Raw genomic sequence first — 14,609 nt, 5'->3', positions numbered from 1 at the left:
GCATGTAGGAGTTCCCACAAGCCTGATGACTCTTGCAAATTTTACAGAAACGACTTTTTGCTTTCACTCCAAGGTTTTCCTCGGAGTGAAAAATTTTTTTTGTACTGAATTTGTTTCAAAAAAAAATCGACTTTGGTTTTTTTCTTATCCTTACACAAAGAAAACGAAAATACATGAAAAGTATTATCATCAAACAATTAACAAACCATAATATTCAATTTTAGGTAAGCAAATCTTCTTTTTAGGATTCATTTTGTTCGAAATCTGAGCACACATTTTTAAGCATCGTTAGTCATGCTTTCTTGTTATAAAATGAATAAGATTCTTCAGAATTTTTCTGATGGAATTTGCTTCCTTCTTTTTTCCTGCAACTAAACCAATGTACATAAAAATATTTTTTCATAATAAAGTGTTCATATTAGTGAATTTGACAAGAATTTGAGAAGCAAACAAATGCGTACTTTGGCCTTCAAAGTTTATAATTCAGATTATAACCTAAAATGACCGAGGGTGCTGATTTATGTTAATCTTTCCGATGAGCGCCGGCGCCAAAAAGAAAAAGTCCGGATTTCGTTGGAGGTTACTATGCAAAGAATTACAAAAACCATTCTGCTGGTTCTACTTTTGGTCTGGAACGCGAATTGCGTCAACGGAAGCAAAAATAGCCTTCCTTTTCTCGCGTATTTAGATCTGGGCGGAAAAGGAAATTCATTCAGCGTTTCCCAAATCACTCCCGGCTCGGGCGTGAGCGATATTCCTATGAATACGGCCGTTCAGGTTACGTTCAGTGAAGCATTCGATTCTTCCAGCGTAACTACTTCTACTTTTTTTATCAAACAAGCGACTACTTTGATCCCCGCTAGCTTGACACTAAACAATACAACGGCAGTTCTTACTCCGAATTCCGCTCTTTCTTCCTCAACAACCTATACCGTAACTATTGCGAAGGAAATTAGATCTTCCGCGGGAATTTCTCTCAAAGAAGATATGATCTGGAATTTTACAACCGCTGCGACCGTCGATGTAATCGCCCCTGCGGTTTCCTTAACGACTCCGAACAACGGAAATTCGGCGGTTCCAAACAATTCTTCCGTTAGCGTTGCCTTCAGCGAAAATGTAGACTGTACTACAATCGACACGACCACGTTTTTAGTGGATGACGGAGCGGCCGTGGCGGGGACCGTTACCTGCGGAGGAACTTCCGCAACCTTTGCACCGGCTGCCGCTCTTGCACCAAATACGGCTTATACGGCAAGAATTACGACAGGCGCCAGAGATTTGGCGGGCAACCCGTTAACCTCGATATATGCCTGGAATTTTATGACGGGGGCCGCACCGGATGTAACTGCTCCGAACGTCTCCTTTATTAACCCGGCAAATACTTCCAACAATTTTTCCGTGAACGGGTCTTTGAGTATCGCGTTTGACGAGCCGATAGACTGCGCAACGTTCACAACAGCGAACATCACTCTTACGGATGGATTTACTGCAGTGGTCGGAACGGTCGGTTGTATCGGTTCGGCGACAACCTTCACTCCAACGTTACCCCTGGCCTATGCTACGACTTACACGGCGACGATTTCAACAGGGGTAAAGGATCTTGCTGGAAACCCTCTCGCAGCTCCGTTCACTTGGAGTTTTAGTACGGGTGTCGCACCGGATTCGACAGCTCCGACGGTTTCTTTAGTTATTCCGGCAAACGCTCTCACGGGCGTGGGAATCAATACAAATGTCAGCGCCGTTTTCAGCGAACCGATGAACTGCGCTACGATTACAACCGCAAGTTTTACGTTGAACGGAGGAGCCGCAGTTCCGGGAACTGTTTCGTGTGCAGGAACATCGGCGACCTTTGATCCTACCGCCGCATTGGCATTTAACACGACATACACGGCTTCGATCACTACAACCGCAAAGGACCTTGCGGGAAATTCGATTCCTGCTTTGTATACCTGGACCTTTACGACGGGCTTAGCGCCGGATACGACGGCTCCCACCGTTTCTTTTGTCAGTCCGTCTAACGCAGCCACCGCCGTTCCGGTAAACAGCTCTCTCAGCATCGCGTTCAGTGAAGCGATCGATTGTGCTACGATCACAACTGCAAACATCACGTTGAGTGACGGAAGTGCGATCGCAGGAACCGTCGGTTGTTCCGGAACCGCGGCAACGTTTACTCCGACGGTAGCACTTGCCTACGGAACGAATTACACTGCAACGATTGCGACTGCGGTCAAAGACGTAGCAGGAAATTCTCTCACCGTACCGTATACCTGGACCTTTAGCACCAGCGCTGCTCCTGATTCCACAGCTCCGACGGTTTCCTTTGTCACTCCGGCAAACGCTCTCACAGGCGTGGGAATCAATACGAACGTAAGTGCGGTTTTCAGCGAACCGATGAACTGCGCTACGATTACCACCGCAAGTTTTACCTTAAATGGTGGCGTCGCCGTTCCCGGAACGGTTTCTTGTGCAGGAACATCGGCGACCTTTGATCCTACCGCCGCATTGGCATATAACACGACTTATACGGCTTCCCTTACGACCACGGTCAAAGACCTTGCGGGAAATTCGATTCCCGCTTTGTATACCTGGACATTTACGACGGGCTTAGCGCCGGATACGACGGCTCCCACGGTTTCCTTTGTCAGTCCGATCGTCGGCGCTACAGTCGTCCCCGTGAATAGTTCTCTCAGCATTGCGTTCAGTGAAGCGATCGATTGTGCAACGATTACAACCGCAAATATCACATTGAGTGACGGAAGCGGGATCGCCGGTACAGTTGGTTGTTCTGGAACCGTTGCTACGTTCGACCCAACCCCAACCTTAGCATTTTCTACGACCTATACGGCGACAGTTTCGACTGCTGTCAAAGATGTGGCAGGAAATTCTTTAGCGGTCGCGTATTCCTGGACATTTACTACCGGTGTTGCGCCGGATACGACTGCACCGACCGTCTCTCTGATTGCTCCTGCAAACGGAAGCACCGGAGTCGCAACGAACGCGAATATTTCCGTTTCTTTTAGTGAGACTATGGACTGTACAACGCTCAATACCGCTTCGTTTACTTTAAATAACGGTGCGGCGGTCGTAGGAACGGTCACTTGCTCAGGCACGACAGCAACCTTTACACCGACTGCATTTCTCCCTGCGGGAACGAATCATACCGCGACGATCACCGTAGCCGCAAAAGACCTCGCGGGAAATGCGATCGGGGCGGCGTTTAACTGGAACTTTACGACCGGAGCCGCATTAGACGTCACAGCTCCGGGACTTGTGATCGGAAACGCAAGAAACAATACCATTTTGGAAAGCGGCTTCGTCTCCGGCACCGCAACCGATGGTGGAGCGATTGCAACCGTAGAAGTTTCCCTGGATAGTGGGCCGTATGCGTTAGCAACCGGAACAAACAACTGGAAGTTTCCACTCCCTGCCGGAGCAGCCACTTGGAAATCCTTTTCCCAGCACACGATCCAAGTAAGAGCGACGGACGCTTCCAATAACGTAACGATCTCTCCCGTAGTCACAGTAAGAAAAGGAACCAATAAGGACATCAACGGAGATGGGTTTACCGATTTAGTAGCGCCGGAATACGGACAGGGACTAGTCTTCATCTTCCATTCTTCGGGAGCAGCTGGAATCACGATCCCCAATGCTCAGTTCGCGAGCAAAATCATCATTGGAACCGCGGCGTCCTTTTTCGGAAAAACCGCAACGATGGGAGATTTTAACGGGGACGGTTATGCGGACGTAGCGATCGGATCTCCAAGATTCCAAAGCGCGGGAACCAACAACGGCCGGGTTTATCTCTTCTATTCTTCCGGAACGGCGGGTATCACTACTTCCTTTGCGGCCTTTGCCAACAGTACGTTGACGGGAACCAATGGAACCACCGATGAATTTGGAAGCGCATTAGCGACAGGCGACATCAACGGAGACGGTTATACGGATTTGATCGTAGGAGCACCGAGCTACAATGGATCCAGAGGAAGAGTCTATGTATTTCATTCCGCCGGTGCAGCGGGAATTACGGCTGCAACCGTAACTGCTGCTGGGGCGGGAGCCTCCTCTTTCAGAACGGGTGGAGCCGCGAGCGAACGGTTTGGATATTCCCTTGCAACGGGAAATATTAACGGAGGCAATGAAGACGATCTCGTGGTCGGAGCCCCCGGATATATTTTCAATGCCGGGTATGCAGGAGGCGGGATCGATTGGGGAAGAGTCTACGTTTATTACGGAGCAGCGGCAGGATTGACCGCGACGGTTCATACGATAACGAATAACACCGGAAACGCGCCTGCAGCAGTTGGAGTTCCCGGTGGAGCCGCACAACTCGGATATTCCGTTGCGGTGGGTGATATGAATCTGGACGGTTTCAACGATGTCATAGCAGGAGCCCCTTTCTTCATTCAAGTAGGAAATCCGAACGTAAACCAGCAAGGGCGGATCGTCGCATATTATTCGGCGGGAGCCGGAGGAATCGGAACTCCTTTAACATTGGGAGGCGCCATCCGCGCATTTACAGGAATGAACGGAATCAATGGACAATTCTTGGGACTCACACTTGCAGTTCGTGACATGGATTTGGACGGAAGGGCGGATGTCATGACAGCATCCGCATTCATGGGTCCGAATACTGTGTACGTATATTTGACCCCAGCCGTTGGCGGGGCGACCCGGGACACTACGATGGCAGATGTCACGATGGTGACGGGGGGGCTCTATGGAATCAATTCCATGCTCAACGGTCCCGGAATACCGATCGGAACCAGCGATGTGAATGGAGACGGGCTTCCCGATTTACTGATAAACGGATCGGAGGCGGTTCGAATCTATCATTCCACGGGCGGGGTAGCGCCGATTACGAACAACCCCGCAAGCGCGGATAGCGTAATCTTGGGTTCCGGTTTGTTCGGAGGAATCGGAGGGGCCGCTTCCAATACAAATGAGTTCGGCTCCGCAATCTATTGATCGAATTTACGCAGGATGATCGAACCATCCGGGGTCTTGTGCTGACTTCAAAAGATCTTTATGTAGGAAAATCAAAGGAACAGGCAGACGATAGAAAGTCTGCTTGTTCTTGATTTCGGAAGAATTCAGATTCTTCTTTTAATTATACGAACAGGAAAAACGAAGCGGTGATTTCACCGAAACTTCGTACGCCGAAAGCAGCGATCTTTCGGAAAAGGTCCGAATGATCGTAAAATAAGTACAAAACAGGAGCGATTTCTGTTGTTCCTAAAAGAACCGCCTATGGAATTCACATACTCTCTCACCAAACAGCAACAAAAGAAAAATTATCTCTTCGGATATTACAACCGGCCGATACTTTGGTTTCAAAGAAGATTCACCGGACCGATTCTGCTTCTCATTCCAATATTGGAATACGGCCTTTTGGAGGAATCGCTCTATCGACTGAGCTTTGCATTCTTTTTTGGTATTTTAGGATTCTATCATATTCTTAGGCCGTTTTTATTTTTAAAACGAATCCGGTTCGAGGATTTGCAGGGAACGGTTCGAATCGATGAAAACGAACTTTCGATCGTGGACGACAAAGGAGAACTTCGTTTACAACCGAAAGACGTCATAAAAATCATCCGCAAAAAACATTATGTTTTTCTAAAGGCACGGGTTTATTCGGTCGTCTACTTTTTGCTCGATCGAACCGGCTTCGACTCGGAAGAAAATGCGAATCGATTTTTAACGGAACTCGATCGTTTTTCCGGCAATGCGGAAACGAAAGAGAAGTGAAATCGCATACGACCGTTCTTCTTCCCCGAAAAATAAAATCCGTTTCGGAAGAACTGAATTCCGCTTTGTTCAAACACAAACTGGACGAAGATCGAATCGATATGAATCAGAAGAAATGGTGGGACTATTGGTTTTTTCCGGATCAGAGTTGGCTCGGTCCGCAGGAATCGCTCTGGACCGATGCGGAACTTCGAAAGGAATTTTCAGAAGAATCGGCTGCCGTTTTATATAACGTCTGTTTCACCCGCAATCTTCCCGATCAGTACTATACATCGGGTCTAATTCTTCCGAACGGTTCTTGGATCGGACTCGAGGATTGGGGTTGGAGAATGCTGAGCGAACCGTCTCGATCCAACGACAAGGCCGCGAAACACTGGACTCTACAGCTGTGCGGAATCTTAAAAGAAAATCAGAACACGATTTCCGTGCGGATTATAACCCACTCGTAAACCTCAAGAAATTTCTATTTTTATCCTTGCGCTTCTAAAACCGCGAAGTTACCGGACTTCCGCCTATGCGTCATTAGGCGAGGATTTTCGTTCCGGGAATTTCTAAAACGAACTTGGAGCCGAACGCTTGGGCGGGAGTCGTAAAGCCCGATTGAACCCTCCCTTTTTCCACCTTGGCAACGGCGGCCAACGCGGACTCTACGGTAAATTCGTAACCTTCCGCACAACGCATCCGGATCGAAACCTTTTTCGAACTGGCCTCGGTCCAAGCCTCACCCCATAAAAGAACGGAGCCTTTTTTTCTCTTTTCATCCCCCGGACCGCTGACGGTCACTTCGACGAGTTTCTGCATTCCTTTCAGAATCAACGAATTTTTTAAAAAGAACGTGGTCGGCTGCAGCAGTTTCAAAATCTTCGCTTGAGAAGCGGGTAAAGATGAGTAAACCGTAATATTCGGAATTCCTGTTGAAACAAACGCCGTAAAAACGTCTCCCCACGGAATCGCAAAAAATTCCGCGTAACTTCCGCTGATCTCCACGACCTTTTTCAGACTCAACTGAGGAATCGTTTCGATCTTTCCGTTTCTTCTCACCTTACTTCCGTACGGAAGTTGTGCGAGAGCGCTCTTTAGAGTTCCCCTTGAAATGTCCGTAAACCCGGAAAAACCGAGTTCCAAAAAATGAGCCTTGGGAAGCTTTTCCTTCAACATCACTGCAAGGCAATCGGTGGGAACGATGTCGAATCCGACTCCGGGAAGAAGCATTACTTTTTTCGCAAGCGCTTTGGAAGATAGAGAATGAAGTTTTTCGTAAACGGGAATTTCTCCCGTGATGTCCAGATAGTGAACACCCGACTCGATACAAGCGTTCGCCATCGGAACCGCTGTCTCGATAAAAGGACCGGCGCAGTGTAAGACCAAGAAACAATCGGAGATTTGACTTTGAATTTCTTCCGCAGTATCGAGCGTAAAGATTCGAAACGGCAAATTCAATTCTTCGGCGAGAAGGCGGATCTTCGCTTCGTTTCTTCCGGCGAGAATCGGCGCTTGTCCGCGTTCCACCGCCTTTCTTGCGATCAATTCTCCCGTGTAGCCGTTTGCTCCGTAAAGAAGCCAGTTCTTTTTCTTAGCCGCCATAAAGACCAGATTTTCGCAAAACGGAAGAATTCGTCAAGTGATGACAGAAATTTCCAAAACGTCTTCCGTAGAAGTGAATTGACTTTGAAACGTTTTTATCTTACTTTCTTTTGGAGTTTTTCCCCTTTGATCGTCCCTTATGAATCAGATGAATCTTCGATTGGAACCGATCTCCGAATCACACGCGTCTTCTCTTGCCGTTCACGCGAATTCGGAAAACGTATTCTTAGGTTTACGCGGAGCATTCCCCTTTCCGTATCAACTATCGGACGCCCTCGATTTTATTCGAGCTTGTTTGAGGGATTCCCGATCCAGGACGTTTGCGATCGTATTCGAGGAGAATGCGATCGGGATCATCACTTTGATTTTTAAGGACGACGTCTATCGGTTTAACGGAGAAATCGGCTATTGGATCGGCGAAACGTTCTGGAACCGGGGAATCGTTACTCAAGCAATCTCATATATTCTAAATATTGCATATACGGAACACGGATTGCACCGAATCTACGCGGAGGTTTTCTCAAACCGACCCGCCTCCGCCAGAGCTTTGGAAAAAAACGGATTCGTGTTGGACGGAACGAGTAAGGAAGCCGTGTTTAAAAACGGAACCTTTTTGGACCAATGGATCTATTCCCGTTCACGGGATCACGCTTAAAGATCCGGCTCGTTTCCTTTTTCGTAATTTTCATTCCTCCGGCTCGAACAATCGTTCAAATTCCATAACCTTGAAAAATGGAATTCGCGTTTTGTTATACGACATTCTGATTTCGAATTCGCATATTTCATAACGTTTGTAATGAAAAAACCCCTTTCTGAACGGCGTTTTTGTTTTTGAATTGACCAAGGAAGAATTCGAAGAATAAACTAAAACCAGAACTTATTTGGGCGGCTCTATGGAAATCAATCTCGTCACGATCGCAATTCCCTTTTTCTTTTTGCTGATCTTCCTGGAAATGGCTTTTTCCGCGTATCACAAACGTAAACTCTATCGGTTGAACGATTCGATCAACGATCTCTCTGCGGGAACCGCGAGCGAAGTGGTGGGTGTTTTTAAAAAAACCGTTACCATGTTCGCTTATATTTTAATCTATGAGAAGTTTCGAATTTTCAATCTCCCTTCTTGGCCGAGCGAAGCTCTTTCCATCGTTCCTGCAGGAACCCTGGGGCTAAGCTCTTTAACCTGGGCTTGGATTCTCGTCGTAGGCGTTTGGATTCTTTGTTTTATCGGTTACGATTTGGCGTATTACTGGACTCATCGCCTCAGTCACGAGATCAATTTCCTTTGGGCAGGACATGTCGTTCATCATCAAAGCGAAGAATACAATCTCACCGTCGCTCTTCGTCAGGCGAGTTTTCACAGTATCTTCACATGGGTCTTTTATCTTCCGCTTGCATTGATCGGTTTTTCTCCGATCGTTATGATTTTGAACGGTCAGCTCAACCTGATCTATCAATTCTGGATTCATACGAAAGCGATCGGAAAACTTCCCCGTTGGTTCGAAGCGATCTTCAACACACCTTCTCACCATAGAGTTCACCACGGAATCAACCCGAAATACATCGATAAGAATCACGGCGGAACCCTGATCGTGTTCGACAAATGGTTCGGAACCTTCGAACCCGAAACCGAAGAACCGGTTTACGGAACCGTAAAACCTCTGCAAAGTTTCAATCCGATCTGGGCGAACCTTCACTACTGGTGGGAAATGATCGAACTCGCGTGGCGTTGTCCCCGTTGGTCCGATAAGATCAAAGTATTCTTTGCTATGCCAGGCTGGAGACCGCAGGAACTCGGAGGACAATATCCGATCCCCGAAGTTTCGACAAAAACATTCCACAAATATGATGTTCAAATTCCGAAAGGTATGAGTCTTTACTCTCTTGTTTGGTTCGTAATTACCGTGGCGCTCGCGTTCGGAATGCTCGTTAAAGTGAACTCACTTTCCATGTTCAGTATCAGCGTTATCAGCGCAGTCACCCTTCTATCCCTGCTTACGTTAGGCGGAATTCTGGAAAGAAAACGTTGGGCTCTTTTTACGGAACCTCTGCGTTTGGCGGTTTTAGTTGCGGGAGCTTACGCACTTTCGGGAGAAATGAACGTGACTTTGGGAACCTTGGCTCTCAGCGTGATTTCCTCGGTTTGGTTTTTGAGCTACAGAAGTTTCTTCGCTTCCGTCCAGGAAATCAATCCCGTTCAGGAAATTCTCCGAAGAACCGCTTAAATATCATGACGGAACCATACGTTCGGTTCCGTATATTCTCCTAAATTTCTTTCCCGGTCGATGACGACCGGGACCAAACCGCCCGGAATCGCAAATCTACCCGATTCCGGAAATTTCATCCCCGTCCAAATTTCCCAATCCGCGATCGTTCCCTGAATGTGCATCGAGTTGGGTTCGATTCGAATCTTTTTACCTCCGGCCTTTTCATGCACTCGGACCCAAGGATCTTCGCTAACACCGTCCTCCCGTTTTCGTTCGAGATATTCTTCCATCGATAGAAAGGGAAACTTCTCTTTTTGATTGGGCCGAACGCAAGCGAACAACCGAGAGATTCCATGCGCGCCCGCGTTCTCTTTAAGCCGCGCGAGAATGAGATGAGACAATCCTCCTCCCCGAAAGTCCTTCGCAATTTCGATCGACCAGGCGCTGACCGCATTACAAACCTTCTTTTCCTTCCAATCGCTTACGCTCTTTACGATCGCGGCGTCCCATCCTTTCGGAAGTCCTTCCGGAGTTCCGTCCCATTCGAACGGGAGAATCTTTCCCGTCCCCACGACTCGATTCTCCTGCGTAAAAGCGATACAGTGCAGATGAGCAAATTCTTTTATAATAAAAGAATAATATTTGTTTCCGATCGGATCTTGGTTTAAAAACGTCGGCCATACGTCGAGTTCGAAGTCCGTTTCCGTAAAGCCGGAGCGGATGGCTTCTTGAAACGTCAAAAAACGAAATTCCATTCTTCGATTTCAGCGGCACGGGAGAATGTTGAAAGCACAAAAAAAGCCTCCGAAACTCGGAGGCTTTTAAAGGAAGATTTTGTCTTATGCGGATTACGAAACTCCGAACCTGTTTTCGGAATCGAAAGGACGCTGCGATCGCATCATTCTCATTCGACAACACATTCGAATTTACATCGAACGCATTTACGACATCAAGGAACGGTTGCGAAAGAGATCGTAATCGCGTCGATATACGCCTTCGTCAGAGTATCCCAACTCGAACCGGCAGGGCTTGTTGTTGCCGCGGACTTTCCGACGGTTCCGACTCGATCATACAATCCGTCCACGCGAGTCGCTTGGATAAAGTCCGCAGGAATCGCACTCGCGGCAACGCCTTCGGAAATAAAACCGTTGAAGTTGAACAGACCGTATGTCGGCGTAAAGTTTACGAACGCATTTACGGTCGTATTACAAGTGATCGCTTGTCCGGCCGTGATCGCGGCTTGTTCCAAACCGCCCTTTGCGGTTACGTTCAAACTTCCGTCCAGTTTTTGACTATAGGCAAGTTTGTAGTATTCTCTTCCGGCTCCCGGACAAAGTCCTTGATTGGCCGAATATCCCAGCAAAGCTGTTTGTGAGTTGATCGGAACAAGATTCGTAGTCCCGTGAAAACTCACTACGGATTTAAAACAAAACACGGTGCGGTTGTCCATCTCTTCTAAGATGACTCTTCCCGTATCCACGTCTTGGCCGAGAGAATCCGAACCCAACGGTCCTTTCCAAGAATACGTCTGGATCAAACCTTGATTCGGAAATCCGGTGATCACGGGTTGAACCACATAACTTTCAATCAACGCGGTAGCACCGGCCCAACGACTCGGATCGAGTCTGCTCAACTGATACAAAAGAACCGCACCGTCTCCGGAAGCCGACCTCGGATCATCGTCAAAGAAAAACTGCAACGCAGGCTGGTTATCGGAGGAAGAACGAAGTTCGAAAAAGTTCGTATAAGAAGCCGGAGCGGAAAGAGTGGACGGTTGATACGAAACGTTTCCGGAATTCAATTTCAAACGAAGCGTGTATAAATTTCCGTTGAAGTTTTGATTTGCGAGAGTGATGTTCGCGGTCGTTCCTGCGGGGAAAACTCTGCGGATCGCGAAGATCAAATCGTCCATAAACAAAGAGTTTCCGCGGGCCCAGGTTGCCGACTGGCGCACAAATCCCCAACTGTCCGCGCTTGCACGAAGCGGTTCAAGCAATTCCAAACGAACGGGAAAGGGTTTCGGAGAATCCTCTCTCACGAAAAAAGGAACTCGGTCGCTGCGGAAGCTAAGTCCTAAACCTAAAAAAACGAGAATCGCAAATGCGAAAAGAATCCATGACTTCTTCATTTTGATTTTCCTCATTGAGCGATTCCTTTCGGAACGATGATAAAAAAGCCGGTCTTACTCTGTTCCACATAGGGTTGAGTCGCCAACCAAAGAAGAATTGCGTTGTTGGTATCGTCGTTGTTTTCCTTCTTCTTACAGGCTCCGATCAAAAGAGCGCTGAAGAGGACGATCGCAAGAATTCCGGCGGAAAGAATATTGCGAAAAATTTTCATAAACTTCCTCCCTCATGACTGAGGCTTTACTAGTTTCAACATCCAATCGAATCGGTTTTTTCAACTCGATCGAATTTCTCTTTACAGCCGATTCCCTTACTCGAATTTACATCTACGGCAAGTCTGCGCCGTTCAGAATCCCATTTTAAGAAATCGGATTCTTATAAACTATCGGAAGGAAAACTCTGGTCAATCAGGATTCTCATTCGATTGGGAACACCATTCCTTACTAATTATAAGGCATTCGGTTTCTCTTTATAAGAGGCTTAAAACCGCACATACGCATGGATAACAAAGAAACTCTCATTCTTTTTTTAAAAAACCCCAGAATCGGCCAAGTGAAAACGAGGCTGGCCGCGGGACTCGGAAACGAAGCCGCGCTGAACGTCTACGAACAGCTCGTCGAAATCACACAAAAGCAAGTCGCGGGTTTAGACCTTCCCGTTCGATTGTATTTCGATTCGATTCCCGAATTCGTATCCGGTAAATGGGGAAATCAAGTCAGCGCCCACCTGCAATCGGGGGAGGATTTGGGTTTTAGAATGTCCCATGCGTTTTCCGAAACGTTCTCGCAAGGAGCCCAAAAAGCGGTCATCATCGGAAGCGATTGCCCCGACCTCGAAACCAAACATATCCGCGAAGCGTTCTCGGCTCTCGATCAGTCCGACGTGGTGGTCGGTCCGGCCTTGGACGGAGGATACTATCTCTTAGGACTTAAGTCATATCTTCCGGAAATCTTTCGCGAAGTTCCTTGGAGCACCGATCGAGTGTTCGCAGGTACATTAGAAAAATTGCAACTTTTACGAAAGAACGTTTGGATTCTTCCCAAACTCGGCGACGTGGACGAACCGGAAGACTTAGGTCCGTACATTCGTTCCGGAAAAATCGTTCTTTAAACGGACCTACTTTTTTCGACGCAGAATTTAAACCGGCCCGTCGTTCCCCATCGATTAAAAGGTTTTCATTTCGAGAGCGTCGACGAGAATTCGTCCATGCGATTTTTTCGGAACCTGCCGATTCTTGTCTCGATTCTTCTGTTGGCAAACGCGTCGATGTTTGCGCAGGCAAACTCGGAACGCGTCGGTTCAGAATCTTCGGACGCGTATCTCAAACTCAAAAACGTCAAGTTCCGTCTGGAAGATAAGATCTATTTCACGGTCAACCGTCTCACCGTTCAGGCTTCCTCCAACCGGAAGAATTCTCCCGTGGATTTCAACGATCCGGATTCCTTTCATCTCAATCTGTTTCAAGGAGACACCGAATTCGAGATCTCCGTTTTGGAATTTCTATTCAATGAAAACGTAAAGTCTTTTCCGGACTTTCCATTACGAAATTTGAAACTATCCACGATCGAAAAGGACGGCAAACGCAAGATCCGAATTTTGGGAGAATATAAACTCGTTTTCTGGGTGGACGTGGAAATGATCTGCGATCTGGAACTCGTACCGAACAGTTCGATGCTGATTTTAAAATCGGAACGGATGAACGCGGCCGGAATTCCGGGTGCGGGAGATCTTTTATCGAGCCTCGGTGTGGGACTGAAGGAACTGCTTCCCATTCCGAAAGGAAGAGGTTTGGAAATCGTGGAAAAAAGTTTTCGCATTCAATCCTTTCTTCTTTTGCCTCCTCCGAGAATCCAAGGAACCATCAGTAAGATTTCTCTTTTGCCCGATCGGATCTTGGTTCGTTTCGATACGAACAATATTCCTCCTCTTCCGAATCTTGAGTTTCAGCCGGGAACTCCGAATCAGATCCGGATTTCCGGCGGAGAAATTCGAGTCGGTTCCGTTTCTCTCAAAAACACGAGTCTGCTTCTGATCGATCAGGATCCTTCGGACCTTCTCGACTTTCATATGAAGAATTTGCTCGTTCAACTTTCTCTCGGGAATCTGAATCTGAATTCTAAGGGAGATCTAAAGGTATTTCTTCCGGATTACGAGGATTTGAAAAAATAAAAAAATTCAATCCGACCCAGATTATAGAAAGACGCAAACCTCCGCAACCCGCCGATTTAATTCCGTTGACGTCCCCCTACAGATTCGGAATGCTGTAGGAAGGTTCCGACAATATCCGAACGGTATTCGCTTTGGTTCCCCAAACTATAACAACAGGTACGTGTTGTGAAAAAAATTATTTCCATTCTTTTTCTTTTATCTTTGGTAACTCCGTCTTTTCTTTTCGCGCAGACGACGGAAACGAATCCGACTCCTCCCGCAACGGAAAACGCGGCTCCGACCGAAGAAACCCCTTCCGACGAAGAACAAATTGCTTCCACGGTTAAAAAGCTCATCGGTTTTATCCGCTATAAAAAGAACGATAAGGCGATCGCGATCATCAACGTTAAGCAGTTCACAAACCAGCTTTTAAAATCTTCCGGTAAAATCGCGGATGCCGACCGAAAAGAATTCGAAGACGCGATCCAAGAATTCATCATTCACCGCAGTTTTCCGATCGCTCATAAATACTTCGATAAGATCGACATCAACTACGAAAAACCGGTGATCAAAGGAGACAACGCGACTCTCGCTTCCTCCATCATCTGGAACGGTTCCGAAAGAATCACCTTCTCCTGGATTCTGATGAAGATCGAGGGAACCTGGTTCGTCACCGACTTCTTAAACGAAGGCAAATACGCTTCCGAAACGAACCGAGTTAAATCGGTGGAACCTTCCCTCAAAAAGAACGGAATGAAACAAACAATCGCTCTGATCAAAAAAGAAGCAAAGAATTAAAGCG

General features: G+C 47.2%; 12 protein-coding genes. 8 read left to right on the top strand and 4 right to left on the bottom strand.

Annotated features, from left to right (window positions below):
• Window positions 1-585 precede the first annotated feature (585 nt).
• The 3 genes from LFX17_RS06585 (at window position 586) to LFX17_RS06575 (ending at window position 6,194) form a co-directional block, all read left to right on the top strand.
• Complete coding sequence (locus LFX17_RS06585; protein ID WP_238745758.1) at window positions 586-4,965, top strand: Ig-like domain-containing protein; 4,380 nt, start codon at window positions 586-588, stop codon at window positions 4,963-4,965.
• Between the two features lie 282 nt (window positions 4,966-5,247).
• Window positions 5,248-5,745 (top strand): hypothetical protein, encoded by a 498-nt coding sequence (locus LFX17_RS06580; protein WP_238729534.1) that lies wholly within the window; start codon window positions 5,248-5,250, stop codon window positions 5,743-5,745.
• Entirely contained in the window at window positions 5,742-6,194 is a 453-nt protein-coding gene (locus tag LFX17_RS06575) for a hypothetical protein (protein ID WP_238745756.1), read from the top strand. The genes LFX17_RS06580 and LFX17_RS06575 overlap by 4 nt, the downstream gene beginning before the upstream one ends.
• A gap of 73 nt (window positions 6,195-6,267) precedes the next feature.
• On the opposite strand, the gene LFX17_RS06570 is transcribed toward LFX17_RS06575, so the two are convergent.
• The gene (locus tag LFX17_RS06570) at window positions 6,268-7,329 is read right to left on the bottom strand and encodes a saccharopine dehydrogenase family protein (RefSeq protein WP_238729533.1); all 1,062 of its coding nucleotides are present in this window, start codon (window positions 7,327-7,329) and stop codon (window positions 6,268-6,270) included.
• Between the two features lie 148 nt (window positions 7,330-7,477).
• Here LFX17_RS06570 and LFX17_RS06565 point away from each other — a divergent pair, with 148 nt between their 5' ends.
• Together LFX17_RS06565 and LFX17_RS06560 are read left to right on the top strand one after the other, a co-directional pair.
• Window positions 7,478-7,984: a GNAT family N-acetyltransferase gene (locus LFX17_RS06565; protein ID WP_238745754.1), complete on the top strand. Its 507-nt coding sequence runs from the start codon at window positions 7,478-7,480 to the stop codon at window positions 7,982-7,984.
• A 238-nt stretch (window positions 7,985-8,222) separates the two neighbouring features.
• Window positions 8,223-9,551: a sterol desaturase family protein gene (locus LFX17_RS06560; protein WP_238745752.1), complete on the top strand. Its 1,329-nt coding sequence runs from the start codon at window positions 8,223-8,225 to the stop codon at window positions 9,549-9,551.
• Here LFX17_RS06560 and LFX17_RS06555 read toward each other — a convergent pair.
• From LFX17_RS06555 to LFX17_RS06545, 3 genes are all read right to left on the bottom strand, one after another.
• The gene (locus LFX17_RS06555; protein WP_238745750.1) at window positions 9,548-10,288 is read right to left on the bottom strand and encodes a GNAT family N-acetyltransferase; all 741 of its coding nucleotides are present in this window, start codon (window positions 10,286-10,288) and stop codon (window positions 9,548-9,550) included. The two genes, LFX17_RS06560 and LFX17_RS06555, sit on opposite strands and share 4 nt — an antisense overlap.
• A 194-nt stretch (window positions 10,289-10,482) precedes the next feature.
• On the bottom strand, window positions 10,483-11,661 hold the full coding sequence (locus LFX17_RS06550; protein ID WP_238745748.1) for an LIC_12337 family protein: 1,179 nt from the start codon (window positions 11,659-11,661) through the stop codon (window positions 10,483-10,485).
• Window positions 11,662-11,672: 11 nt separating this feature from the next.
• Window positions 11,673-11,873 (bottom strand): LIC12338 family lipoprotein, encoded by a 201-nt coding sequence (locus LFX17_RS06545; protein WP_238729528.1) that lies wholly within the window; start codon window positions 11,871-11,873, stop codon window positions 11,673-11,675.
• Between the two features lie 284 nt (window positions 11,874-12,157).
• On the opposite strand from LFX17_RS06545, the gene LFX17_RS06540 reads away from it, so the two are divergent.
• From LFX17_RS06540 to LFX17_RS06530, 3 genes are all read left to right on the top strand, one after another.
• Window positions 12,158-12,769: a TIGR04282 family arsenosugar biosynthesis glycosyltransferase gene (locus LFX17_RS06540; protein ID WP_238745746.1), complete on the top strand. Its 612-nt coding sequence runs from the start codon at window positions 12,158-12,160 to the stop codon at window positions 12,767-12,769.
• Window positions 12,770-12,865: 96 nt separating this feature from the next.
• Entirely contained in the window at window positions 12,866-13,828 is a 963-nt protein-coding gene (locus tag LFX17_RS06535) for a hypothetical protein (protein ID WP_238745744.1), read from the top strand.
• A gap of 165 nt (window positions 13,829-13,993) precedes the next feature.
• Window positions 13,994-14,605 carry a toluene tolerance protein gene (locus LFX17_RS06530; RefSeq protein ID WP_238745742.1) on the top strand — a complete coding sequence of 204 codons (612 nt, stop codon included), beginning with the start codon at window positions 13,994-13,996 and terminating at the stop codon, window positions 14,603-14,605.
• The last annotated feature ends 4 nt before the right edge of the window (window positions 14,606-14,609 follow it).

Source organism: Leptospira sanjuanensis (assembly GCF_022267375.1).
Taxonomy (GTDB): Bacteria; Spirochaetota; Leptospiria; order Leptospirales; family Leptospiraceae; genus Leptospira; species Leptospira sanjuanensis.
Note: the sequence above shows the minus strand (reverse complement) of the source record. Positions and strands in the feature narration are given on the sequence as shown.

Bases quoted from the DNA above. Each gene is read 5' to 3' on its own strand.
- LFX17_RS06585 (WP_238745758.1), top strand. From the start codon at position 586: ATGCAAAGAATTACAAAAACCATTCTGCTGGTTCTACTTTTGGTCTGG.
- LFX17_RS06580 (WP_238729534.1), top strand. From the start codon at position 5,248: ATGGAATTCACATACTCTCTCACCAAACAGCAACAAAAGAAAAATTAT.
- LFX17_RS06570 (WP_238729533.1), bottom strand. From the start codon at position 7,329: ATGGCGGCTAAGAAAAAGAACTGGCTTCTTTACGGAGCAAACGGCTAC.
- LFX17_RS06565 (WP_238745754.1), top strand. From the start codon at position 7,478: ATGAATCTTCGATTGGAACCGATCTCCGAATCACACGCGTCTTCTCTT.
- LFX17_RS06560 (WP_238745752.1), top strand. From the start codon at position 8,223: ATGGAAATCAATCTCGTCACGATCGCAATTCCCTTTTTCTTTTTGCTG.
- LFX17_RS06555 (WP_238745750.1), bottom strand. From the start codon at position 10,288: ATGGAATTTCGTTTTTTGACGTTTCAAGAAGCCATCCGCTCCGGCTTT.
- LFX17_RS06550 (WP_238745748.1), bottom strand. From the start codon at position 11,661: ATGAAGAAGTCATGGATTCTTTTCGCATTTGCGATTCTCGTTTTTTTA.
- LFX17_RS06545 (WP_238729528.1), bottom strand. From the start codon at position 11,873: ATGAAAATTTTTCGCAATATTCTTTCCGCCGGAATTCTTGCGATCGTC.
- LFX17_RS06540 (WP_238745746.1), top strand. From the start codon at position 12,158: ATGGATAACAAAGAAACTCTCATTCTTTTTTTAAAAAACCCCAGAATC.
- LFX17_RS06535 (WP_238745744.1), top strand. From the start codon at position 12,866: ATGCGATTTTTTCGGAACCTGCCGATTCTTGTCTCGATTCTTCTGTTG.